Raw genomic sequence first — 22,894 nt, 5'->3', positions numbered from 1 at the left:
CATGTCAGGCTTCATTGCGGATACCATCTTCGCGCTCGCCTCGGCCAATGGTCGGGCGGGCGTTTCCGTTATTCGGGTATCGGGAGCGGAGGCTGTCGATTTATGCTCCAAATTTCTTGGCGGTCTTCCAGATGTTGGTCAATTTCGGCTTCGACCTTTCAAGGATAAAGACCAGATTATTGACCATGTTTTGGCGTTGCGATTTCAGGCGCCACATAGTTTTACAGGCGAAGATGTGATTGAGCTGCATTGCCATGGCAGCCCCGCAGTTGTGAAAGCCGTTCTTGCGGCTTTATCCGAGAGTGGCCGCGCCCGTATGGCCGAACCTGGCGAGTTTACGCGCCGCGCCCTTGAAAATAACAAGCTTGATCTCGCTCAAGTTGAAGGGCTGGGTGATCTGATCAATGCAGAAACAGAGGCGCAAAGACGCCAAGCCAGCCGTGTTTTTTCGGGACATTTGGGAAAGCTGGTTGAAGAGTGGCGGCAGCATTTGTTGCGCGCGACAGCATCGATCGAAGTGACGATTGATTTCGCGGATGAGGAAGTGCCCACTGACGTGACCCCTGAGGTGCAGGGCCTTATCACGCAGGTGGTGCAGAGTTTGGATGTCGAAATTGCAGGCAGTTTGGTGGCTGAACGTATCCGTGACGGGTTTGAGGTCGCTATAATTGGTGCGCCAAACGCGGGGAAATCCACGCTGTTGAACGCTATTTCTGGGCGGGATATTGCGATCACCTCAGAAATCGCGGGAACAACCCGCGATGTGATTGAGGTGCGCCTTGATCTTGGTGGCCTGCCTGTGACGTTACTCGATACTGCTGGCATCCGTGACAGCACAGACACGATTGAATCCATCGGTGTTGAACGTGCGATTGATCGCGCAAAATCTGCAGATTTGCGGGTTTTTCTGAAATCTAACCCAGAGGAACAGCCGCCCTTTGATTTAGATGCTGATGATATATCCATATTGGGTAAGGCCGACATGCAGAACGGCAGCGGGATTTCTGTGTCAGGACAGACGGGTCAGGGCGTGGATGAGTTGATCGCGCTAATTTCAGCGCGCTTATCGGATCGCGCCGTGAATGTGGCCACCGCAACCCATATGCGCCATCGCCAAGCGATGCTAGATGCGCGGCAAGGTCTGGATGACGCACGGATTGCCCTTGCAAAAGGCGACAGTCACACAGACATAGCTGCGGAATATGTGCGATATGCTATAAGAAAGCTGGATTCGCTGATTGGCCGTGTCGATGTTGAAATGGTCTTGGGCGAAATCTTTTCGCAGTTTTGCCTCGGTAAATGAGAAAAGCGGAGTGTTTCACGTGAAACATCATGATTTCGATGTTGTTGTGATTGGGGGTGGCCATGCAGGTGCAGAGGCCGCTCATACAGCCGCGCGGGCGGGTGCAAAAACCGCGCTCGTTACATTATCCTTCGATAATATTGGGGTTATGTCCTGTAATCCAGCCATTGGCGGCTTGGGTAAAGGCCATCTGGTGCGTGAGATTGATGCACTAGGGGGCGTTATGGGTTTGGCTGCGGACCGCTCAGGTATTCAGTTTCGCTTGCTGAATCGCCGAAAAGGCCCCGCGGTTCAGGGCCCGCGCACGCAATCTGACCGCAAACTATACCGTGCTGCGATGCAAGATCTGCTCGCCCGAACCGAGAATTTGACAGTTATTGCAGGCGAGGTGGCCGATTTTCTTGGCACAGACGGGGCCGTGTCAGGCGTTGTTTTGGCGGATGGAGCCGAGATTTCAGCGAAATCAGTGGTTTTGACAACAGGCACATTCCTGCGTGGGGTTATCCATATAGGCGACAAAAGTATGCCTGGCGGACGGATGGGTGATAAGCCTTCGGTTAAATTGGCGCAGCGGATCGACAGTTTTGCCTTGCCACTTGGCCGTTTGAAGACAGGCACGCCGCCGCGTTTGGATGGGCGTACGATTAATTGGGATATTTTGGAAACCCAACCCGCGGATGATGACCCTGTTCTATTCTCTTTCCTATCGGATAAGCCACATGTGCGCCAAATTGCGTGCGGTATTACGCATACCAATGAAAAAACACATGAGATTATCCGCAACAATCTAGGCCGCTCTGCGATGTATGGCGGGCATATTGAGGGGATCGGGCCACGGTATTGCCCCTCTATTGAAGATAAGATTGTGCGCTTTGCCGACAAAACCTCGCATCAAGTGTTCCTTGAGCCTGAGGGTCTGGCGGATCACACTATTTATCCAAACGGGATTTCAACCTCGCTTCCCGCTGATGTTCAGGTGGATTATGTTCGCTCGATGGTTGGGTTAGAGGCGGTTGAGATCCTTCAACCTGGATATGCGATTGAATATGACTTTGTAGATCCCCGCGCGCTTGGAGCCGATTTGCAGGTTAAGACTGTAAAAAACCTTTATTTCGCAGGTCAAATCAACGGCACAACGGGATATGAAGAGGCGGCCGCACAGGGGTTTGTGGCGGGTGTTAATGCAGCACGTTCCGCACAGGGGCGGGATGCCGTGATATTCTCGCGCCGTGAAAGCTATATCGGCGTGATGATTGATGACTTGGTGACCCGTGGTGTCAGCGAACCCTATCGCATGTTCACCTCGCGCGCTGAGTTTCGTCTTTCTTTACGCGCGGACAATGCGGATCAACGTCTTACACCGCTTGGTATTGATCTTGGCACAGTGGACGAGACGCGAAAGCGTTTATTCGAAGATAAGATGGCCCAGATTGACGCCTGCTACACCGTACTGCGGAACCATAATCTGACGCCATCTGAGGGTAAGAAGCACGGGCTGAATATGAACCAAGATGGTCAGCGCCGCAACGGGGTCGAGCTTTTGGCCTTCCCGGACGTAGAATTCTCCGATCTTGAGGCCATTTGGCCCGAATTAATCGACCACAGCGCGGCGACAAAGGCGCAGATCAACCGAGAGGCGCAATATGCCGCCTATATTGAACGCCAAGAGCGCGATGTTCAGGCGCTCAAGCGGGACGAGGCGCAATTAATCCCCGAAACCCTTAATTTTATGGAGATCGAGGGGCTATCAACAGAATTGCGGCAGAAACTGACCAAAGTGCAGCCACGCGATTTGGGGCAGGCGGGCCGAATTGATGGCATGACCCCAGCCGCCTTGACGTTGATCCTGACAAAACTGCGCCAAATTCAACGGAAATCCGCATGACCGAAGGCGAAGCGCAGGCATATCTTAGCACCTTTGTTTCACGTGAAACATTGGATCGATTGCAGATTTACGTTGATATGTTGGTGAAATGGCAAAAGGCGATCAATTTGGTCGCCCCTGCAACATTACCTGATGCGTGGTCGCGCCATATCGTAGATTCTGCACAAATCTTTCCATTGGCAGAAAAATCCAATGGAAAATGGCTAGATATGGGCAGTGGCGGCGGTTTTCCTGGATTGGTTTGCGCAATTATTGCAGCTGAAACATCCCCAGACCTCAGCTTTCATTTCATTGAATCCGATTTGCGCAAATGCGCGTTCTTGCGGGATGTCGCACGTCAGGTCGGGATATCAATTAATGTGATGTCCCGCAGGATCGAAGACGCGCCGCCCCAAAATGCCGACATCATTTCAGCCCGTGCGCTTAGCGATTTATCCAAGCTTTGCACGCTGTCCTATCGCCATTTAGCAACAGATGGCCAATGTTTGTTTTTAAAGGGCCAATCTGCCCCGCAAGAAATCGACACGGCAAAGGAATCGTGGCAGATGTCGATCAAGACTCATCCGAGCGTAACCAGTGACGACGGTCAAATCATAGAAATAAAGGAATTACGCCGTGTCTGAACGCGCCTCACCACGAATTATCGCGATTGCCAACCAAAAAGGCGGGGTTGGAAAAACAACCACAACAATCAATCTTGGCGCTGCATTGGCCGCAATGGGCAAGCGCGTTTTGCTGATTGACCTTGACCCACAGGGCAACGCTTCGACTGGGTTGGGTGTCGAGGATCGCGATCTCTCAAGCTATGATTTGCTGATTGAGGGTGCGAAACTTGCGGATGTGACCCAGAAAACCAAGGTTGATGGCATTGATGTTGTCCCCGCAACAACCGATCTCAGCTCGGCTGATGTTGAACTCAGCGATAATGAAAAACGTATTGTCCTGTTGCGTAATGCGTTTAGCGCGGCGGATCTGCGTGCCTATGATTATGTTTTCATGGATTGCCCGCCATCCCTAAGCCTTCTGACAGTGAACGCTTTGGTCGCTGCGGATTCTGTGTTGGTGCCGCTTCAGGCTGAATTTTTTGCATTGGAAGGTTTGTCACAGCTTATGTTGACCGTGCGCCAAGTGCGTGAAGGTGCAAATTCGGAGTTGCGCATCGAAGGTGTGGTTTTGACGATGTATGATTTGCGCAATAACCTTTCAAAATTGGTTGAAGATGATGCACGGCAAACCTTGGGGGAATTGGTTTATGAAACCAAAATCCCGCGCAATGTTCGCCTGTCCGAAGCGCCATCCTTTGCGCAAACTGTTTTGGATTATGATGCAACCTCAACGGGCGCTCTGGCCTATAAGGCGCTTGCAGAAGAAATCGTGGCGCGCCACGATGCGATAAAGTCGCGCTAGGAGAAGATAATGAGTAAACGGGATAAACGCGGTTTGGGGCGTGGTCTGTCTGCATTGATGCAAGACATTGATGTGGGGACGAGCCCAACCCCGAATGCCGCGCCAGCGCAAGATATCGAGGGATCGCAACCCGCTCCTGCGCGCCGTGCGGATACCAAACTGCCGATTGAGCGTATTCGCCCCAATCCCGAACAGCCGCGCCGCAATTTCACCCCAGAAGCGCTGGAGGAACTTGCCGCATCGATTAAGGAAAAGGGTATTATTCAGCCCCTTATTGTGCGTGCCGACCCAAACCATGATGGTGATTATCAGATTGTTGCTGGCGAACGCCGCTGGCGCGCCTCGCAAATGGCGCAATTGCATGAATTGCCCGTCATTATTCGGGATTTCACAGATGTTGAGGTTCTCGAGATCGCGATTATCGAGAATATTCAGCGCGCTGATCTCAATCCAATCGAAGAGGCGATGGGGTATCGGCAGCTGATTGATCGTTTTGGCCATACCCAAGAAAAACTGGCTGAGGCGATGGGGAAAAGCCGCAGCCATATTGCAAACTTAATGCGTCTTTTGCAGTTGCCTGATGATGTGCAGGCCATGCTGCGCGAAGGGCGCCTGTCAGCGGGTCACGCGCGTGCCCTGATCACAACGCCCAATGCCTCGGAACTGGCACGCGAGATCATTGCCAAAGGTTTATCGGTGCGTGAGGCAGAGAAACTGGCAAGCGCGGCAGGCGATAAATCTAAATCTCCGCGCCCAACAGCACCAACCAAAGACGCTGATACCCGCGCGATTGAGGCGGATTTGTCAGCCGCTTTGGGCATGAAGGTGGATATCAGTCATGATTCAGGGTCTGGGGCTGGTAAGATTTCAATCAGCTATAAAGATCTCGAAGCCTTGGATGAGCTGATGCGCCGTTTGGGTGGCGGGGCCTAGGCCAATAAGCCGCGCAACACCCCATTCAGCACGGGCCGTCCAGACGCAGTGCAACTTAGCCTGTCTCCATCTATGTTGATTAACCCTAAGTCTTTGAATTCATTCAACTTTTCTAGATTAACCGCAGTATTTGATAGGTTTTTGATCCTTGCAAGAGATACGCCTTCGCTGAGGCGTAACCCCATCATTAGCGCCTCAACGGCTTGATCATACGAGGAAATTTCTTCCCGTGCGGTTTCACCTGAACCCGTTTGGTTCACTTGATCCAGCCACAGACTTGGCGAAAGCGGTGTCGCTGTCGCGTATTTCACGCCGCCGAGCGTTAAACGCCCATGGGCCCCAGGCCCTATGCCGAGATAATCGCCGTAGCGCCAATAAACCAAGTTATGCCGAGATTGCGCCAAATCGCTGGCATGGTTGGACACCTCATATGCCGGCAATCCCGCATTATCGCAGAGTTCTTGGGTCACATCATACATATCAACGGCCAAGTCTTCAGTTGGTAGGCCATCGAGCTTGCCGATCTTGGCGCGTGCGCCAAAGGCGGTGCCCTCTTCGATTGTGAGCTGATAGGCGGATAAGTGATCTAACCCCAAGGATAGGGCGCGGCGCAACTCCGCGCGCCAATCCTCTAGGCTTTGATGCTGCCGCGCATAGATCAAATCAAAACTGACTCGGGGAAAGATGCCGCGCGCGATGTCAAAGGCGCGCAAGGCTTCCTCGGCGCTATGTAGGCGACCGAGTGCTTTGAGATCAGGGTCATTGAGGGCTTGTATGCCCATAGATAGTCTCGAAACGCCCGCTTCGTGATATTGTTTAAATCGACTTGCCTCCGCCGAGGTCGGATTGGCCTCTAGGGTAATCTCTAGATCATTTGCCGCGGGCCAGTGCTGTAAAATCCGCGCGATAATGGCGTTGACCAGATCCCCATCCATCAAAGATGGCGTGCCGCCGCCAAAAAACACCGACTTTAGAACGCGCCCGCCGCATTCAGCGGCCAATCGATCAATTTCACTCAGATAGGCATGTTTCCAGCGTGACTGATCAATGGATTGCGATACATGCGAGTTAAAATCGCAATAGGGGCATTTGGCCTGACAGAAGGGCCAGTGGATATAAATCCCAAAGCCGCCATTTTCCCAATCGTCACGCTTGTTCAAACAGGCTCACCAATTTTGCAAATGCATCAGCGCGGTGACTGATTTTGTTTTTTTCCCAACGATCCATCTCACCAAAGGTGATATCATAGCCTTCGGGTTGGAAAATCGGGTCATAGCCGTGACCTTGGTCACCGCGCATTGGCCAAACCACCTGACCCGCCATAACGCCTTCGAATATCTCGTCATGGCCATCGGGCCATGCAAGCACAAGCGTGCAGCAAAACCGCGCAAGGCGTGGATGTGGGGCGTTTGCAGCCTCTAGCTCATCATGGGCGCGCTGCATGGCCATTACAAAATCGCGCCCGTTCGGGGTTTCGGCCCAATCAGCCGTATAAACACCAGGTGCATTGCCGAGCGCGTCAATTTCAATACCGCTGTCATCGGCCAAAGCGGGTAGACCTGTTGCCTTGGCGGCAGCATGGGCCTTGATCCGCGCGTTCTCGATAAAAGTTGTGCCTGTTTCTTCGGGCTCAGGCAGATCGTGATCTTTGGCGGATACGGTCTTGATGCCAAATGGCGTCAAAAGCGCCGATATTTCCTCAAGTTTGCCTTGATTATGGGTGGCCACAAGCAAAGTGTTTGAGGTGAATTTCCGCATCACGCAACCGCCGCGTTTTGCGCCAAAACAAGCTCTGCAACGCCTTTTTGCGCAAGTTTTTGCAATTCTGCGAACTCGTCCAAGGAAAAAGTCGCTGACTCTGCGCTGGCTTGAATCTCGATCAGCTTGCCTGCGCCAGTCATAACAAAGTTACTATCGGTTCCAGCCTCTGAATCTTCGGGATAATCCAGATCAAGAACAGGTTGTCCCGCGTAAATGCCGCAAGAGACGGCGGCGACATTATCCAAAATCGGGTCAGATGTAATGGCGCCAGAGGTAAGCAGCTTGTTCACAGCAAGTCGCAATGCGACCCAACCCCCTGTTATAGAGGCGCAGCGCGTTCCACCATCCGCCTGCATAACATCGCAGTCGATGGTAATTTGACGTTCACCCAACGCGGAGCGATCCACGCCTGCCCTTAACGCGCGACCAATGAGACGCTGAATTTCCTGTGTGCGGCCCGATTGTTTGCCAACCGCAGCCTCACGCCGCCCCCGCGTATGCGTGGCGCGTGGTAGCATCCCATATTCAGCGGTGACCCATCCCAACCCTGAATTTTTCAAAAATGGCGGCACGCGCTCTTCGATTGTGGCGGAACACAGAACATGGGTATCGCCGCATTTGATCAAACACGACCCTTCCGCATGGCGCATCACGGCAGTTTCAATAGAAATTTTCCGCATTTCATCTAGGTTTCTGCCTGAAGGACGCATAAATATCTCCTTGTGATCCACCTCTGTGGGATAGTCGCAGTAAAGGGGCAGTTGCAAGCAGGATTGACCATCTGCGGCCCATGCGGCGAAATTAGGTGATGATTTGGGGCTGAAGAATGAGTGAAACATCACAAATTCTCGCTGAATTGAACGAGAGATCGCGCGAAGTTTTTCGCCGCGTGGTTGAGGGCTATCTTTCCACTGGTGAGCCCGTTGGATCACGCAGCCTGACCCGCAACATGACCGAACAGATTTCAGCGGCCACTATTCGCAATGTGATGCAGGACTTGGAATATCTCGGCCTGCTCGACAGCCCGCATATTTCGGCGGGGCGTGTTCCGACCCATTTGGGACTGCGCATGTTCGTGGATGGGCTGCTTGAGGTTACCGAACTCGGCGAAGACGACAAAACCCACCTTGATGCGACAGTTCAAAGCAATTCCGACACGGTTTCAACGGCTTTGGACAGGATTGGCAAGGCATTGTCGGGCATCACCCATGGCGCGAGTTTGGTGCTTGCCCCGAAACACGAGGCGCCGATCAAACATGTTGAGTTTGTATCCCTCTCAACGGAAAAAGCCCTTGTTGTTTTGGTGTTCGCCGATGGCCATGTTGAAAATCGGCTATTCACCCCACCGCCTGGATTGACGCCAAGTGCGATGCGCGAGGCTGCGAATTTTGTGAACGCATGGGCAGAAGGCCGCACCGTTACAGATTTACGCGCGGTGATGGAGCAAGAGGTCAAAACACGCCGCCGCGAGATTGATGAAATTGCAAAATCGCTAATTGAGCAGGGTTTGGCGATTTGGGAAAATTCTGGTCATCGGGGCGAGCGCCTCATTGTTCGCGGGCGGGCGAATCTGTTGGACAATGCGCCAGAAATTGCAGATCTCGAACGGATCAAATCCTTGTTTGATGATCTCGAACGCAAGCGGGACATCGCGGAATTCCTTGATTTGACCGATCGCGGCGATGGTGTGCGCATTTTTATTGGGTCTGAGAACAAGTTATTCTCACTTACGGGTTCCTCTTTGGTTGTCTCTCCCTATATGAACTCGGAACGGAAAATTATCGGCGCTGTGGGCGTGATTGGGCCAACGCGCATCAATTACGGTCGGATCGTGCCGATTGTGGATTACACGGCACAGTTGGTTGGGAAATTAATCTCTGATCGTGCATAAGAGGTGAAAGATGGCAGAGCCACAGGAAGAGCAATTCCTTGATGATATTGACGCGCCTGAGGAAGATATCGACCTTGCCGAAGGCATTGGCGAAGATGTTGATACCAGCCCCGAAGGCGTTATTGCTGCGCTGACTGAGGAGCGGGATCAACTGCGCGATCGTTTGTTGCGCGTCATGGCGGATTCCGAGAATCTACGCAAACGTGCCGAGCGGGATCGCCGCGAAGCCGAGCATTATGGCGGCACCCGTCTCGCCCGCGATTTGTTGCCTGTTTATGACAACCTCAACCGCGCTTTATCGGCTGTTGGCGATGAGCAACGTGATGTTGCGGGCAGCGTGATCGAAGGTATTGAGCTGACCTTGCGCGAGCTTCTGAATGTTTTCTCAAAACATGGCGTGACAGTCGTGAAACCCGAAGAGGGCGACCAATTCGACCCGCAAATGCATCAGGCGATGTTTGAGGCCCCCGTTCCAGGCACGACAGCGGGCCAGATCATTCAGGTTATGACCGAAGGATTCCTGTTGCATGATCGCCTTTTGCGCCCTGCGCAGGTGGGTGTGTCATCAACACCGAAATCCTAATCTTTCATCAACGCCTTTAGGTCGTAAATTAAATCAAGCGCCTCGCGCGCCGTCATCTCATCTGGATGCACGGCGTGCAGGCGATCCTCAAGCGGGGATGATTTGGGGGCCTGTGGCGCAGGCTGTGCGGTAAAGAGCGGTAAATCATCAATCAGCGATTTCTGCGCGCCGCCCTCACGATCATTCTTTTCCAATTTCTTCAAAACTTCTTCGGCGCGATGGATCACCGCAGGCGGCAATCCTGCAAGTTTCGCGACCTGAACCCCATAGGATCGATCTGCGGCGCCTTCGCGTAATTCGTGAAGAAAGACAATCTCACCTTCAAATTCTTTGACTGCCACGGTTGCATTGCGCGCGCCCGATAGCGTGCCCGCAAGCGCGGTTAATTCGTGGTAATGGGTCGCAAAAAGTGCGCGGCACTTATTAACATCATGTAGAAATTCCAACGTGGCCCATGCGATCGACAGCCCGTCATAGGTGGCTGTCCCGCGCCCTATTTCATCAAGGATAACTAAGGCGCGATGATCGGCTTGGTTCAAAATCGCGGCTGTTTCCACCATCTCGACCATGAAGGTCGACCTGCCGCGCGCAAGATCATCAGAGGCTCCAACGCGACTGAAAACTTGGCTGACCAACCCCAGTTTTGCCGATCTGGCAGGCACGAAACCGCCCATTTGAGCCAAAATCACAATCAACGCGTTTTGCCGCAAATAGGTTGATTTACCCGCCATATTGGGGCCAGTCAGCAATTGTATAGCGGCGGCATCACTCTGCGGGGATAGCGCGCAGTCATTTGGAACAAAGCGATCTTTACTGCCGCGAAGCGCGTCCTCAACCACGGGATGGCGACCTGCGACAATATCAAAATCGCGATTTTTTGTGATCTCTGGTCGCGCCCAATCTTGTGCCCGCGCGATATGTGCTAAGGCCAGATAAAAATCCGCTGATGCGAGGGCAAATGCGGCACGCATAACCGGATCAAACTGTGCTAAAATCTCGTGGCGCAGCGCCTCAAAGATTTGTTTTTCAATCTCAATCGCCCGCGCGCCAGAATTCAGGATCTTTGTTTCAAGTTCTGACAAGTCGACTGTGGTAAAGCGCACCGCATTGGCCGTGGTCTGGCGATGGATAAACTGCTCGGACAGGGGGGCAGATAGCATCTTTTCCGCGTGGGTGGCGGTCGTTTCGATGAAATAGCCAAGCACATTGTTGTGTTTGATTTTAAGGGATGGAATGCCTGTCGTGCTAATATAGTCAGCTTGCATTTTTGCGACAATTCCACGCCCCTCATCTCGAAGGGCGCGCATTTCATCCAGCTCAGGGTGATAGCCTGACGCAACAAATCCCCCATCGCGGGCGAGGAGGGGCGGCTCCTCAATCAGGGCATCTGTCAGCAGCCCAATCAGGGGTTCATGACCGACCAAATCAGTCACTAAATCGCGCCATAACGAGGAAAGCTCTATACCGCCAAGCTGAGCTGCCACCTCCTGCGCTTGGCGTAGACCCGAACTGATTGCGGCCAAATCCCGTGGACTGGCCCGATCCAAGGACAGGCGCGACAGCGCGCGTTCCATGTCAGGAACTTTTCGCAAAATCTCACGCAGTCTTTCCGAAATCGAAGAATTCGTTAGCGCGAAGGTCACCGCATCATGTCGGGCTGTGATTTCATCAAAATCTGTGGACGGGGCGGAAAGGCGCCGCTCCAACAAACGCCCACCTGCGCTGGTCACAGTTTTGTCGAGCACGCCCAAAAGACTGCCTTTGCGCCCGCCCGACAGAGATTGTGTAATTTCCAAATTTTTTCGCGTTGCGGCATCAATCAACATCACCCGCGTCAAAGATTGCCGCTGTGGGCGTTGCAAGCGGGGCAGATTGCCTTTTTGCGTGATGTCCAAATAATCGACCACCGCCCCCATAGCGGAGAGATCAGGACGTTCAAACTGGCCAAAGGCCTCTAGGCTGTCGACTTTGAACAAATCGGTAAGCCGTGTTTCTGCGGATCTGCTGTCAAAGCTTGACGGTGCAAGGCGTGTCACGCTTGCGCCTGTTTCTTCGATTAAGGCAATGCGGCTAGGATCAAGGTTTTCCGAGATAAGAATTTCGCGCGGTGCAAGGCGTGCCAATTCTGGGCCAAGCCGCGCGGGGGTCACAGGCATCACCCAAAACCCCCCAGTCGACATATCGCACCATGCAAGCGCGGCTGATCCGTCCCGTGATTCAAAATAAGCCGTTAGATAATTGTGACGCCGCGCGTCCAGCAGGCTGTCTTCGGTCAAAGTGCCCGGAGTGACAACGCGCACAACATCGCGCTTAACAACTGATTTTGACCCCCGTTTTTTCGCCTCGGCGGGGTCTTCGAGCTGTTCACAGACGGCCACGCGAAATCCTTTGCGGATCAATGTCAGCAAATAGGTTTCAGCGGCATGAACGGGGACACCGCACATAGGAATGTCTTCACCCAGATGTTGGCCGCGCTTTGTTAGGGCGATGTCCAATGCCTCGGCGGCGGCGACAGCATCATCAAAAAACATCTCATAGAAATCGCCCATGCGGTAAAACAATAACGCATCCGCGTGGCGGGCTTTCACCTCAAGATATTGCGCCATCATTGGCGTGACTTGGCCTGTCATTCCTGCCCCCTTCTTTGGGCTTACCCTACTGTCTCTGCGGCATTGTTTGAAGGGACAAAAGAGATGCGTTGTCGCCACGGTCAAGGGATTGTAAACCGAATGAAAGAGGAGGCGAATTTATGGCAAATAAACCAAAGGTCACGCGTGAAGAGGCTTTGGCCTATCACTTGGAACCCCGCCCTGGAAAAATTGACATTTCCGCGTCAACGGCGATGTCGACCCAACGGGATCTCAGCCTTGCCTATTCGCCAGGTGTGGCCGTTCCCTGTGAGGTGATCGCACAAAACCCCGAAACCGCATATGATTATACGACCAAGGGCAATCTGGTTGCTGTGATCTCAAACGGGACAGCCGTTCTAGGTCTTGGAAATCTAGGCGCACTCGCCTCAAAGCCTGTGATGGAAGGTAAAGCGGTCTTGTTCAAACGCTTTGCCGATATCAACTCGATTGATATCGAGCTTGCCACGGAAGATGTCGATGAATTCGTGAACGCCGTGCGCCTCATGGGGCCCACCTTTGGCGGGATTAATCTTGAGGATATCAAGGCCCCCGAATGTTTCATGATTGAACAGCGTCTCAAGGAAGAAATGGATATTCCTGTCTTTCATGATGACCAACACGGAACAGCGGTGATCTGTGCGGCGGGTTTGATCAACGCGCTGCATTTGACGGGCAAAAAAATCGAAGATGTCCGTATCGTTTTAAACGGTGCAGGCGCGGCAGGGATCGCTTGCCTTGAGCTGCTGAAATCCATGGGGGCGCAGCATCAGAATTGTATTATTTGCGACACGAAAGGTGTGGTTTACCAAGGCCGCACCGAAGGGATGAACCAGTGGAAATCGGCCCATGCGGTGAAAACCGATTTGCGCAGTCTTGAAGACGCGATGCGCGGCGCTGATGTTTTTCTTGGTGTTTCGGCAAAAGGGGCGGTCACGCAAGACATGGTCAAATCCATGGCCGAAAACCCTGTGATTTTCGCCATGGCAAATCCTGATCCAGAAATCACGCCAGAAGAAGCCCACGAGGTGCGCCCGGATGCGATCGTGGCCACGGGGCGCAGTGATTACCCCAATCAGGTGAATAACGTTCTTGGTTTCCCGTATTTGTTCCGCGGTGCGTTGGATATTCACGCCCGCGCCATCAATGATGAAATGAAAATCGCCTGCGCGCGCGCCTTGGCCGAACTTGCGCGCGAAGATGTGCCTGATGAGGTCGCAATGGCCTATGGTGAAAAGCTGTCTTTTGGCCGCGATTACATCATCCCCACACCTTTTGACCCGCGATTGATCTATACGATTCCGCCCGCTGTTGCACGCGCGGGTATGGATACGGGCGCAGCACGGCGGCCAATCTTGGATCTCGATGCCTATGCCAATGATTTGCAGGCGCGGATGGATCCGACCTCCTCCATCATGCAGGGCATTTATGCCCGCGCCCGTAATGCGCAGGCGCGTATGATTTTTGCTGAAGGGGACGATATTCGCGTCTTGCGCGCCGCGGTGGCCTATCAGCGCAATGGTTTGGGCAAGGCACTGGTCGTTGGGCGTGAGGCTGATGTCGCGGAAAAACTCTCAGCGGCGGGTTTGGCGGATGCAGTGCGCGAGCTTGAGATCGTGAATGCCGCAAAAACGCGCCACTTAGATGCCTATAAAGATTTCCTTTACAACCGCCTGCAACGTAAAGGCTTTGATCGGCATGACATCCATCGTCTGGCCGCGCGGGATCGTCATGTGTTCTCGGCTTTGATGCTTGCACATGGGCATGGGGATGGTTTGGTCACAGGGGCCACGCGAAAATCCGCGCATGTTTTGGGCTTGATCAACCATGTATTTGACGCCTCCGCCAAGGATGGCGCGGTTGGTATCACGGTGCTGATGCATAAGGGCCGTGTTGTTTTGGTGGGCGACACGCTTGTCCATGAATGGCCCGAAGCCGAGGATCTGGCCCTGATTGCCAAGCGCGGTGCAAATGTTGCGCGTATCTTGGGCCTTGAGCCGCGTGTCGCTTTTGTCAGTTTTTCAACATTCGGCTATCCAGTCTCTGAGCGCGCGGTGAAAATGGGGGATGCCCCTGCGATTTTGGCGCGCGAAGGGGTCGATTTCGAATTTGATGGTGAAATGGCGGTGGATGTTGCGCTTAATCGGGACGCGATGCAGCAATATCCATTCTGCAAACTCTCTGGCCCTGCCAATGTTTTGGTTGTTCCTGCGCGTCACTCCGCCTCGATTTCCGTGAAATTGATGCAAGAAATGGCGGGGGCTACGGTCATTGGCCCGATTTTGACAGGGCCAGATCGGCCTGTGCAGATCTGTTCAACTGTTTCCACCGCCAATGACATTTTGAATATGGCTGTCATGGCGGCCTGCGAAATCGGAAAATAACAAAAACCCCCGCAACAGCGGGGGTTTACGTTAGTTTTTCAGATCATCGAAAAAGCTTTTGACCTTGTCGAAAAAGCCTGACGCGTGGGGATTATTCCCCTTATTCAGGCTTTCCTCGAATTTCCGAAGCAGGTCTTTTTGCTCGGAATTCAAGTTCACAGGCGTCTCAAGCGCCAATTCGATATACATATCCCCTGTGCCATTGCCGCGAAGTGCGGGCATACCTTTGCCGCGCAAACGCATTTGGCGACCAGATTGCGCGCCTTCGGCCACCTTCACGCGGCTGCGTCCGCCATCAATGCAAGGCACCTCGACATCGCCACCCAAGGCAGCGGTGACCATCGACACGGGCACGCGGCAGTAAAGATCAACGCCATCGCGTTTGAAAATTGGGTGTTCGGCCACTTCGATGAAAATATAAAGATCACCCGCTGGCCCGCCGCGCAAACCTGCCTCACCTTCGCCCGAGCGCCGAATGCGTGTTCCTGTTTCAACACCAGGGGGCACTTTGATGGAAAGATGACGATCTTTTTGTTCGCGACCCGCGCCCCCGCATGATCGACAGGGGTTTTTCACAATTTGACCCACGCCTGAACAGGTGGGGCAAGTGCGTTCCACAGTGAAAAAGCCTTGTTGCGCGCGGACTTTGCCCATGCCTGAACAAGTTGGGCAAGTGACGGGTTCAGATCCGCCCTCTGATCCGCTGCCAGAGCAGCTTGAACACGTTACGGCTGTGGGAACGGTAATCTCGCGGCTGAAACCCGCATAGGCTTCTTCCAAGGTGATCCGCATATTATAGCGCAGATCAGAGCCGCGCGTGCTGCGTTGACGCCCACCGCGGCCACCGCCACCGCCCATGAAATCGCCAAAAAGGTCTTCGAACACATCTGAAAAGGCGCTGGCGAAGTCACCGCCTGCGTGAGGGCCGCCCGCACGGGGGCCGCCTGCCATACCGCCATCAAACGCCGCATGACCAAAACGATCATAAGCCGCTTTTTTATCGGCATCTTTCAGAACTTCGTAGGCTTCATTCGCTTCTTTGAACTGCGCTTCCGCATTCGGATTGTCAGAATTGCGGTCGGGGTGCAGTTCTTTCGCCTTTTGACGATAGGCTTTCTTGATTTCTTCAGGCGAAGCGCCACGCGCCACACCCAAAACATCGTAATAATCGCACTTCGACATCGGTAGACACCCTTTTCTTAACGCATAGACCAGCCAAGGCGCACCCCAGCTGGTCTATCGGGATCAAATTTCCCGATTAGGAGCGCTTTCTGTCGTCCAGATCTTCGAAATCGGCATCTACGATGTCATCATCGACACCAGATGGCTCATCACCGCCTTCGCCATCCTCGGCTTGGGCTTTGTAAATCGCCTCGCCAAGTTTCATCGCGGCTTCGGTCACGTTTTGGATGCCAGATTTGATCTTGCCCGCATCATCGGTCGCGATCTGTTCTTCCAAGTTTTTGATGGCTAACTCGATTGCTTCGACTGTGGTCGGATCAACCTTGTCGGAGTGTTCTTCCAAGGATTTCTGGGTCGAGTGGATCAGGCTTTCCGCTTGGTTCTTGGTCTCTACCAATTCCTTGCGCTGCTTATCGGCATCAGAGTTTTCCTCAGCCTCTTTGATCATACGATCAATATCCTCATCGCTGAGGCCACCCGATGCTTGGATGGTGATCTTTTGCTCTTTGCCTGTGCCTTTGTCTTTCGCAGAAACCGAGACAATCCCGTTTGCGTCAATGTCAAACGTCACTTCGATTTGTGGCATGCCGCGCGGCGCCGGTGGGATATTCTCCAGATTGAACTGGCCCAACATTTTATTGTCAGCGGCCATTTCCCGCTCGCCTTGGAAGACGCGGATTGTCACCGCATTTTGATTGTCCTCAGCGGTCGAGAAAATCTGGCTTTTCTTGGTTGGGATGGTCGTGTTGCGGTCGATCAGACGGGTAAAGACGCCGCCCAAGGTTTCAATCCCAAGGCTTAGCGGGGTGACGTCCAGAAGAACAACATCCTTCACATCGCCCTGCAAAACGCCCGCTTGAATGGCCGCGCCCATGGCTACAACCTCATCAGGGTTCACGCCTTTATGGGGTTCCTTGCCAAAGAAGTTAGACACTTCTTCGATTACTTTGGGCATACGGGTCATGCCGCCGACCAAAACCACCTCGTCAATATCACCTTTTGAGAGGCCCGCATCTTTCAACGCAGCCTGACATGGTTTCAGCGAGCGTTTGATTAGATCACCCACAAGGCTTTCCAATTTCGCGCGGGTCAGTTTCAGCACAAGGTGCAAGGGCTGGCCGTTTGACCCCATCGAGATGAACGGTTGGTTGATCTCGGTCTGGGTCGAAGAGGAAAGTTCGATCTTTGCTTTTTCCGCCGCTTCTTTGAGACGCTGAAGCGCCATTTTGTCTTGCGTCAGATCTACATTGTTTTCCTTTTTGAATTCCTGCGCGAGGTAATTCACAATCGCCATGTCGAAATCTTCACCGCCAAGGAACGTGTCGCCATTGGTGGATTTTACCTCAAACAGGCCATCGTCAATCTCAAGAATTGTGATGTCGAATGTGCCGCCACCAAGGTCATAGACCGCAATGGTCTTGGTGTCTTTTTTGTCCAACCCATAGGCCAATGCGGCCGCTGTTGGTTCGTTGATGATGCGCAGCACCTCAAGGCCTGCGATTTTACCCGCGTCTTTGGTCGCCTGACGCTGTGCATCGTTGAAATAGGCAGGAACGGTGATCACGGCCTGCGTCACATCTTCGCCCAGATAATTCTCGGCGGTTTCCTTCATCTTGGTCAGGATTTGTGCAGAAATTTGGCTGGGGCTGAATTTCTCGCCCTTTACCTCGACCCATGCGTCACCATTGCCGCCGTCAATGATTTTGTAGGGAACAAGGTTCTTGTCCTTTTCCACTTCGGCATCGGTCAAACGACGCCCGATCAGACGTTTTACAGCAAAAATTGTGTTTTCAGGATTGGTAACAGCTTGGCGCTTTGCCGATTGACCCACCAGACGTTCGTCATCGGTGTAGCCAACAATCGATGGGGTGGTGCGCGCGCCTTCAGCGTTCTCAATCACGCGCGGTTGCGCGCCGTCCATAATCGCAACACAGGAGTTTGTGGTGCCGAGGTCAATGCCAATTACTTTAGCCATCTTTTCTGGTCCCTTTTCTTCAAGCGAACATGCGGCAACGGCCCGATCTCGGCTCCGTCACTGCTTATGTATAGGCCGTTCAGAACAGCCTGTTTCGGTGGCTATATAGGCAGGCACATCGCCCCCTGCAAGCAGCGCAACGCTAGGAATTTGGGAAAGATCACAAGGAATTCTACGAAATTCTTGGCTAGCGCCCCATATCCCACGACATTGAGGCCCGCTTGGTTGTGAAAAACTCAGCCATCAGGCCAACAATCAACAGGCCACAGGCCACATAAAGCGGGTATTCCCAATTCGTATGATGCGGAAAGTAATTCACGAACACGGCGCCGCGCATTTGGTCGACAATGTGAAACAAAGGGTTCCAATCAAACATCGAAATAATGAATCCCGGCACCATATTGGCGACAAACATCTTGCCTGACGCGACCATATTGATCCGCATATAGGCCTGTTGCGCAAATCGCGTTACTTCGGGCGACCATGGGCGCATGGCGCGAAACACCAGCCCAACGCCAAAGCCAGAAAACCACGCCAAAAGGTAAATCATCAAAGCGGCTTTCCAGTTATGGAAGGTCACCGTGCCGCTGAACGTGTGCAGCGCGAATAAAATCACCAAGAGCGAAATGGTTTGCACGTAAAATGCCGAGATCAGTGAGGATGCAATCGCCACAATTGGATTCATCGGCCCATGTTGCATCAGGGATGAGGTGCCGCCTTCTGCGGCAGAGACAGCAGCCACCGCGCGGATATGGCAGAGGTATAAATAAATCCCTGACAAGAGATACATCATGAAATCGCCGCGCAGTTTTGCCTCGCGCGCGCCGATGAAATAGAACATCAGATAAAATCCGCCGACAAACATGCCCGCCTGTAAAATGCTGGTCATGATGGCCCAAACGGCGTTGCGGTGCGATGAACGCACCTTTTGAACCGAGGCGTGATAGGTCACCTCAAGCATGGAAAAGAGGCTACGCCTCATCGTGTTCGTTTGTCGCGCTTCAAACATGGATGCTGGCCTTGATCCATAGATGTCGGTTTGTTTGGCAAGATATATATGATCTACTTGCCCCATCCAACGAGACTAGGATAACCGCAAACGGCCATTTAAGGCAATCTGGTTAAGGAAATTGTTACAAAATGGATTTTGACAAGATCGAGCGCGTGTTTCGAAGCCTCGCCTTGGGGGCAGGCGAAAAAATCATGGAGGTTTATGCCTCGGATGATTTTGGTGTTGAAAGCAAATCAGATGACAGTCCCGTAACCCGCGCTGATCAGGCGGCGGATGCCTATATCTCTGCGGGCCTACGCGCAGCTTTTCCCGATCTTGCGCTTGTGACCGAAGAACAGGCTGAAACCCATCGGCAATCCTTGCGGGATTTCATCATTGTTGACCCGCTTGATGGCACAAAGGAATTTGTGCAGCGCCGTGGGGATTTTACGGTCAACATTGCCCTTGTTTTGGATGGCCGCCCTCAGCGTGGTGTTGTTTATGCGCCCGCGAAGCAGCGATTGTTTTACACCCGTGCGGATGGCCAATCGGTTGAGGAATTCATGCCCTTTAACCACGATGAAATTGGCCCGCAGAAATTGCTTTCCGTGGCAGAGGCCGACAATAGCGCCTTGCGCGTAGTCGCCTCAAAATCACATCGCGATGCCGCCACGGATGCCTATATCAGTGCCTATGAAATTTCAGATTTGCGCAGCGCAGGCTCATCTTTGAAATTCTGTTTGGTTGCTTCGGGTGAGGCGGATTTCTATCCGCGTCTTGGCCGCACGATGGAGTGGGATACGGCCGCGGGCGATGCAGTGTTGCGCGGTGCGGGCGGCCAGATGGTGGAGTTTTCGACCCATCAGGAATTTACCTATGGCAAGGCAGGTTTTGAAAATAGCTTCTTCATCGCCTATGCCCCAACCGTGGAGTTGATCGAGCCATGAGCGTCATTTGTGTAATACCCGCGCGGTATCAATCCTCACGCTATCCGGGCAAACCCTTGGTTCAGTTGCGCGGGGTTTCGGGCAAATCTATGAGCCTGATTGAACGCAGTTGGCGCGCCGCTTGTGCCGTAAGAGGTTTTGACGCGGTCTATGTGGCCACGGATGATGATCGTATTCGAGATGCCGCCCAAGGTTTTGGCGCGCAGGTTGTGATGACCTCGTCCGATTGTGTGAATGGGACGGAGCGCTGCGCAGAGGCCCTCAATAATCTTGGACAAAATGTTGAGATGGTGGTGAACCTTCAGGGGGATGCGCCGCTGACGCCTGCATGGTTCTTGGAGGAGTTGATCACAGGCCTGCGCGCTGATCCGTCTGCGGACATTGCTACGCCCGTTTTGCGCTGTGATGGTGAAACCTTGGCCGCATTCAAAGCGGATCGTAAGGCAGGCCGCGTTGGCGGGACCACGGCCGTTTTTGGCAGCGCGCACCAAGCACTCTATTTTTCAAAGGAAGTGATCCCCTACACCACGGGTATTTCTGAGGACGCCGAAGAAACCCCCGTCTTTCATCATGTGGGTGTTTACGCTTATCGCCCCGAGGCGCTATTGGCCTATCCGACATGGCCGACAGGGCCGCTAGAGACACTTGAGGGGTTAGAACAATTGCGCTTCCTCGAGTCTGGTCGCCGTGTGTTATGTGTCGAGGTCGAAGCGCAAGGGCGCAAATTCTGGGAATTGAACAACCCTGAAGATGTGTCACGGATCGAAGCCATGCTTGCGGAGATGGGCCAAGAATGAGCCAGCCGCGCGTCAGCGTGATCGTGGTCAGCCACGGACGCCCTGATCTTTTGTGTCGCGCCGCGCTGTCTGTATTTCATCAAAACCACCGCCCTGTGGAATTGATCATTGTGGCTGATCACTTGGGTTTGGCGGCGATTTCGACTTTGCCCTTTGTAAGCCGCATTAAGCGGGTTTTGTTCGAAAATGAAAATATCTCAGCCGCCCGAAATATCGGGATTGATCATGCGGCGGCGGAATATATCGCCTTTCTAGATGATGACGCGGTGGCCGAGCCGATGTGGCTATCACTGATGCTGAAAGAGATGTGTCAGCACCCATGGGCCGCGCTCACGGGCACTGTTTTGGGGCGGAATGGAATTTCGGTGCAATGGGGCGATGTTGGCTTTGATGACTTGGGGCGGGATCAGCCCAAATCTGATGCAGGCCCACGCAATTTACACGGCACAAATATGCTGTTCAGAGCCGATATTCTGCGCCAAATAGGCGGCTTTGATGAGGCCTATCGTTTTCTCTATGACGACACAGATCTTGCGATGCGATTGCATCATGCGGGGCATGAAACAGGCTATCTTGATGGGGGATTGATCCATCATGGTTTCGCACAAAGCGCGCGCCGATCTGCCCGCCGCGCGCCGAAAACCCTGTTTGAGATTGGTGCAAGCTATGCAGGATTTTTGCGCCGCTATGCACCCCCAGCGTCAATGGATGCTGCATTGTTGGATTTTGAATATACGCAAAAACGGCGTATTGAGCGGTTCGCGCTGTCAGGGGATCTGTCGCCTTTTCGTATTGCGCCCCTTTTAGCAGAGCTGCGTTCAGGGTTTGAACAAGGGCGAATGCGGCCTCTCCTGCTGCGCCAATCCTTTGACCAAGCCCCCCCGTTTCAGCCCTTGCGCGATGATGATCCACAGCCGCCTGTCATTCTACATGGCCCGTGGCGTGATCGTCACCGCTTGCGCATCCAAGCGGCGCAGCATGCGGCAGCGGGCGAAAACACCTCCTTGTTTCTGTTTCATCCAACCGCCGTTCCGCATTGGGTGCGGTTTCATCGCCAAGGATATTGGGAACAGGTCGGGGGTCTTTATGGCCCCTCCCGCCGCGATCAGAAGCGGGTTGTCTTGTGGCGCTTTGCGGGCCGTGTTCAGGCCGAGACGGCGCGCGTTGCATCGGCACGGGGTCTTCCATGAAATCATAGGCGCATCACACTGGCCCCTAGGATTTAGCGAGAAAATTCGTTACACAATTCTTCAATACATACCAAGTTGGGGTGAGGCGGCATGTCTTAATGGGCTTGGGTGTAAAAATTGGCCAGAGAGAGCGAAGATGAAGAAAAAAATTACAAAAGCAATTTTTCCCGTTGCAGGACTAGGCACGCGATTTTTGCCCGCGACCAAATCAATCCCGAAAGAGATTATGACTTTGGTCGATCGTCCCTTGATCCAATACGCGATTGACGAGGCGCGCGCGGCAGGGATCAAGGAATTCATCTTTGTTACATCGCGCGGAAAAAGCGCGCTTGAGGATTATTTTGACCACTCCCCCGAGTTAGAGGCGACCCTGCGCCGCAAGGATAAAAATGATCTTTTGGATTTGCTGAAAAGCACCAATATGGACAGCGGCGCGATTGCATATTTGCGCCAGAACCGACCCTTGGGATTGGGCCATGCAGTGTGGTGCGCGCGGCGCCTGATTGCGAATGAACCTTTCGCGGTTATTTTGCCTGATGATGTTATTGCGGCTGAAACGCCATGTTTGCAGCAAATGGTTGAGGCCCATGCGGAAACTGGCGGCAATATGGTTGCCGCAATGGAGGTGCCCGCAGATAAGGCCTCTTCTTACGGGATCTTGGACGTGAAGGAAGATCATGGCGCGATGGTGTCGGTCAAAGGCATGGTTGAAAAGCCGAATGAAGGCGCCGCCCCTTCAAACCTTGCCGTGATTGGGCGCTATATTCTAACGCCTGAAATCATGACCAATTTGAACAAGATCAAATCTGGCAAGGGTGGTGAAATTCAGCTGACCGATGCGATTGCGCATGAGATCGAAAATTCTGACAATGTTTATGGCTTCCGCTTTAAAGGTCAGCGTTATGATTGTGGCTCAAAGGCGGGTTTCTTGCAGGCCACAGTGGCATTTGGGCTGTCTCGCCCAGATCTTTGCGATGAATTTGGCGATTTCTTGCAAGATTTGATGTCGATGCGCGCCGCAGCCCAGTAAACGCCACC

General features: G+C 53.3%; 19 protein-coding genes. 12 read left to right on the top strand and 7 right to left on the bottom strand.

The annotated features are described in order from the left end of the window. The first annotated feature begins 1 nt into the window (after position 1). From mnmE to RYZ18_RS11890, 5 genes are read left to right on the top strand one after another with little or no spacing between them, the layout of a single operon-like run. Positions 2–1,303 (top strand): tRNA uridine-5-carboxymethylaminomethyl(34) synthesis GTPase MnmE, encoded by a 1,302-nt coding sequence (gene mnmE, locus RYZ18_RS11910; protein ID WP_317657072.1) that lies wholly within the window; start codon positions 2–4, stop codon positions 1,301–1,303. Between the two features lie 19 nt (positions 1,304–1,322). Continuing rightward, positions 1,323–3,188 carry a tRNA uridine-5-carboxymethylaminomethyl(34) synthesis enzyme MnmG gene (gene mnmG, locus RYZ18_RS11905; RefSeq protein WP_317657071.1) on the top strand — a complete coding sequence of 622 codons (1,866 nt, stop codon included), beginning with the start codon at positions 1,323–1,325 and terminating at the stop codon, positions 3,186–3,188. Next, positions 3,185–3,811 (top strand): 16S rRNA (guanine(527)-N(7))-methyltransferase RsmG, encoded by a 627-nt coding sequence (rsmG, locus tag RYZ18_RS11900; protein ID WP_317657070.1) that lies wholly within the window; start codon positions 3,185–3,187, stop codon positions 3,809–3,811. The genes mnmG and rsmG overlap by 4 nt, the downstream gene beginning before the upstream one ends. Continuing rightward, a complete protein-coding gene (locus tag RYZ18_RS11895; RefSeq protein ID WP_317657069.1) occupies positions 3,804–4,595 on the top strand; it encodes a ParA family protein in 792 nt (263 codons plus the stop codon). The genes rsmG and RYZ18_RS11895 overlap by 8 nt, the downstream gene beginning before the upstream one ends. A gap of 9 nt (positions 4,596–4,604) precedes the next feature. Then, complete coding sequence (locus RYZ18_RS11890) at positions 4,605–5,528, top strand: ParB/RepB/Spo0J family partition protein (protein WP_317657068.1); 924 nt, start codon at positions 4,605–4,607, stop codon at positions 5,526–5,528. On the opposite strand, the gene hemW is transcribed toward RYZ18_RS11890, so the two are convergent. From hemW to rph, 3 genes are read right to left on the bottom strand one after another with little or no spacing between them, the layout of a single operon-like run. After that, positions 5,525–6,688: a radical SAM family heme chaperone HemW gene (gene hemW, locus RYZ18_RS11885; protein ID WP_317657067.1), complete on the bottom strand. Its 1,164-nt coding sequence runs from the start codon at positions 6,686–6,688 to the stop codon at positions 5,525–5,527. The two genes, RYZ18_RS11890 and hemW, sit on opposite strands and share 4 nt — an antisense overlap. Next, on the bottom strand, positions 6,675–7,286 hold the full coding sequence (rdgB, locus tag RYZ18_RS11880) for an RdgB/HAM1 family non-canonical purine NTP pyrophosphatase (RefSeq protein WP_317657066.1): 612 nt from the start codon (positions 7,284–7,286) through the stop codon (positions 6,675–6,677). Before rdgB ends, hemW begins: the two co-directional genes overlap by 14 nt. Next, positions 7,286–7,999 (bottom strand): ribonuclease PH, encoded by a 714-nt coding sequence (gene rph, locus RYZ18_RS11875; protein ID WP_317657065.1) that lies wholly within the window; start codon positions 7,997–7,999, stop codon positions 7,286–7,288. The genes rdgB and rph overlap by 1 nt, the downstream gene beginning before the upstream one ends. A 116-nt stretch (positions 8,000–8,115) precedes the next feature. Here rph and hrcA point away from each other — a divergent pair, with 116 nt between their 5' ends. Both hrcA and RYZ18_RS11865 read left to right on the top strand, forming a co-directional pair. Further along, entirely contained in the window at positions 8,116–9,180 is a 1,065-nt protein-coding gene (hrcA, locus tag RYZ18_RS11870) for a heat-inducible transcriptional repressor HrcA (protein WP_317657064.1), read from the top strand. A gap of 10 nt (positions 9,181–9,190) precedes the next feature. After that, positions 9,191–9,763 (top strand): nucleotide exchange factor GrpE, encoded by a 573-nt coding sequence (locus tag RYZ18_RS11865; RefSeq protein WP_317657063.1) that lies wholly within the window; start codon positions 9,191–9,193, stop codon positions 9,761–9,763. On the opposite strand, the gene mutS is transcribed toward RYZ18_RS11865, so the two are convergent. Then, positions 9,760–12,393, bottom strand: coding sequence for a DNA mismatch repair protein MutS (gene mutS / locus RYZ18_RS11860; protein WP_317657062.1), 2,634 nt, complete (start codon positions 12,391–12,393; stop codon positions 9,760–9,762). The genes RYZ18_RS11865 and mutS overlap by 4 nt on opposite strands. 119 nt (positions 12,394–12,512) lie before the next feature. Between mutS and RYZ18_RS11855 the strand changes: the two genes are divergently transcribed. Further along, on the top strand, positions 12,513–14,774 hold the full coding sequence (locus RYZ18_RS11855; RefSeq protein WP_317657061.1) for an NADP-dependent malic enzyme: 2,262 nt from the start codon (positions 12,513–12,515) through the stop codon (positions 14,772–14,774). 30 nt (positions 14,775–14,804) lie between these two features. Here RYZ18_RS11855 and dnaJ read toward each other — a convergent pair whose 3' ends face one another. The 3 genes from dnaJ to RYZ18_RS11840 form a co-directional block, all read right to left on the bottom strand. After that, positions 14,805–15,956 (bottom strand): molecular chaperone DnaJ, encoded by a 1,152-nt coding sequence (gene dnaJ / locus RYZ18_RS11850; RefSeq protein ID WP_317657060.1) that lies wholly within the window; start codon positions 15,954–15,956, stop codon positions 14,805–14,807. Between the two features lie 76 nt (positions 15,957–16,032). After that, positions 16,033–17,931, bottom strand: a complete 1,899-nt coding sequence (gene dnaK / locus RYZ18_RS11845; RefSeq protein WP_317657059.1) for a molecular chaperone DnaK — start codon at positions 17,929–17,931, stop codon at positions 16,033–16,035. Between the two features lie 187 nt (positions 17,932–18,118). Next, entirely contained in the window at positions 18,119–18,940 is an 822-nt protein-coding gene (locus tag RYZ18_RS11840) for an ABC transporter permease (protein WP_317657058.1), read from the bottom strand. A gap of 131 nt (positions 18,941–19,071) precedes the next feature. Between RYZ18_RS11840 and cysQ the strand changes: the two genes are divergently transcribed. The 4 genes from cysQ (at position 19,072) to galU (ending at position 22,886) form a co-directional block, all read left to right on the top strand. Beyond that, on the top strand, positions 19,072–19,869 hold the full coding sequence (gene cysQ, locus RYZ18_RS11835; protein ID WP_317657057.1) for a 3'(2'),5'-bisphosphate nucleotidase CysQ: 798 nt from the start codon (positions 19,072–19,074) through the stop codon (positions 19,867–19,869). Then, positions 19,866–20,666, top strand: a complete 801-nt coding sequence (locus tag RYZ18_RS11830) for a 3-deoxy-manno-octulosonate cytidylyltransferase (RefSeq protein WP_317657056.1) — start codon at positions 19,866–19,868, stop codon at positions 20,664–20,666. The genes cysQ and RYZ18_RS11830 overlap by 4 nt, the downstream gene beginning before the upstream one ends. Beyond that, positions 20,663–21,856, top strand: a complete 1,194-nt coding sequence (locus tag RYZ18_RS11825) for a glycosyltransferase family 2 protein (RefSeq protein WP_317657055.1) — start codon at positions 20,663–20,665, stop codon at positions 21,854–21,856. The genes RYZ18_RS11830 and RYZ18_RS11825 overlap by 4 nt, the downstream gene beginning before the upstream one ends. A 136-nt stretch (positions 21,857–21,992) precedes the next feature. Continuing rightward, positions 21,993–22,886, top strand: coding sequence for a UTP--glucose-1-phosphate uridylyltransferase GalU (gene galU, locus RYZ18_RS11820; protein WP_317657054.1), 894 nt, complete (start codon positions 21,993–21,995; stop codon positions 22,884–22,886). Positions 22,887–22,894 lie beyond the last annotated feature (8 nt).

It is taken from the genome of Roseovarius sp. 10 (assembly GCF_033100315.1).
Classification (GTDB): domain Bacteria; phylum Pseudomonadota; class Alphaproteobacteria; order Rhodobacterales; family Rhodobacteraceae; genus M30B80.
The sequence above is the reverse complement of the archived record's forward strand: the minus strand, read 5'-3'. Positions and strand labels throughout refer to the sequence as shown.

What these genes read in the sequence shown, in the direction of transcription:
- rsmG (WP_317657070.1), top strand. Translation starts at nt 3,185, where the DNA reads ATGACCGAAGGCGAAGCGCAGGCATATCTTAGCACCTTTGTTTCACGT.
- cysQ (WP_317657057.1), top strand. Translation starts at nt 19,072, where the DNA reads ATGGATTTTGACAAGATCGAGCGCGTGTTTCGAAGCCTCGCCTTGGGG.
- RYZ18_RS11865 (WP_317657063.1), top strand. Translation starts at nt 9,191, where the DNA reads ATGGCAGAGCCACAGGAAGAGCAATTCCTTGATGATATTGACGCGCCT.
- RYZ18_RS11825 (WP_317657055.1), top strand. Translation starts at nt 20,663, where the DNA reads ATGAGCCAGCCGCGCGTCAGCGTGATCGTGGTCAGCCACGGACGCCCT.
- dnaK (WP_317657059.1), bottom strand. Translation starts at nt 17,931, where the DNA reads ATGGCTAAAGTAATTGGCATTGACCTCGGCACCACAAACTCCTGTGTT.
- RYZ18_RS11890 (WP_317657068.1), top strand. Translation starts at nt 4,605, where the DNA reads ATGAGTAAACGGGATAAACGCGGTTTGGGGCGTGGTCTGTCTGCATTG.
- mutS (WP_317657062.1), bottom strand. Translation starts at nt 12,393, where the DNA reads ATGACAGGCCAAGTCACGCCAATGATGGCGCAATATCTTGAGGTGAAA.
- dnaJ (WP_317657060.1), bottom strand. Translation starts at nt 15,956, where the DNA reads ATGTCGAAGTGCGATTATTACGATGTTTTGGGTGTGGCGCGTGGCGCT.
- RYZ18_RS11855 (WP_317657061.1), top strand. Translation starts at nt 12,513, where the DNA reads ATGGCAAATAAACCAAAGGTCACGCGTGAAGAGGCTTTGGCCTATCAC.
- RYZ18_RS11830 (WP_317657056.1), top strand. Translation starts at nt 19,866, where the DNA reads ATGAGCGTCATTTGTGTAATACCCGCGCGGTATCAATCCTCACGCTAT.
- mnmE (WP_317657072.1), top strand. Translation starts at nt 2, where the DNA reads ATGTCAGGCTTCATTGCGGATACCATCTTCGCGCTCGCCTCGGCCAAT.
- RYZ18_RS11840 (WP_317657058.1), bottom strand. Translation starts at nt 18,940, where the DNA reads ATGTTTGAAGCGCGACAAACGAACACGATGAGGCGTAGCCTCTTTTCC.
- rdgB (WP_317657066.1), bottom strand. Translation starts at nt 7,286, where the DNA reads ATGCGGAAATTCACCTCAAACACTTTGCTTGTGGCCACCCATAATCAA.
- rph (WP_317657065.1), bottom strand. Translation starts at nt 7,999, where the DNA reads ATGCGTCCTTCAGGCAGAAACCTAGATGAAATGCGGAAAATTTCTATT.
- hrcA (WP_317657064.1), top strand. Translation starts at nt 8,116, where the DNA reads ATGAGTGAAACATCACAAATTCTCGCTGAATTGAACGAGAGATCGCGC.
- galU (WP_317657054.1), top strand. Translation starts at nt 21,993, where the DNA reads ATGAAGAAAAAAATTACAAAAGCAATTTTTCCCGTTGCAGGACTAGGC.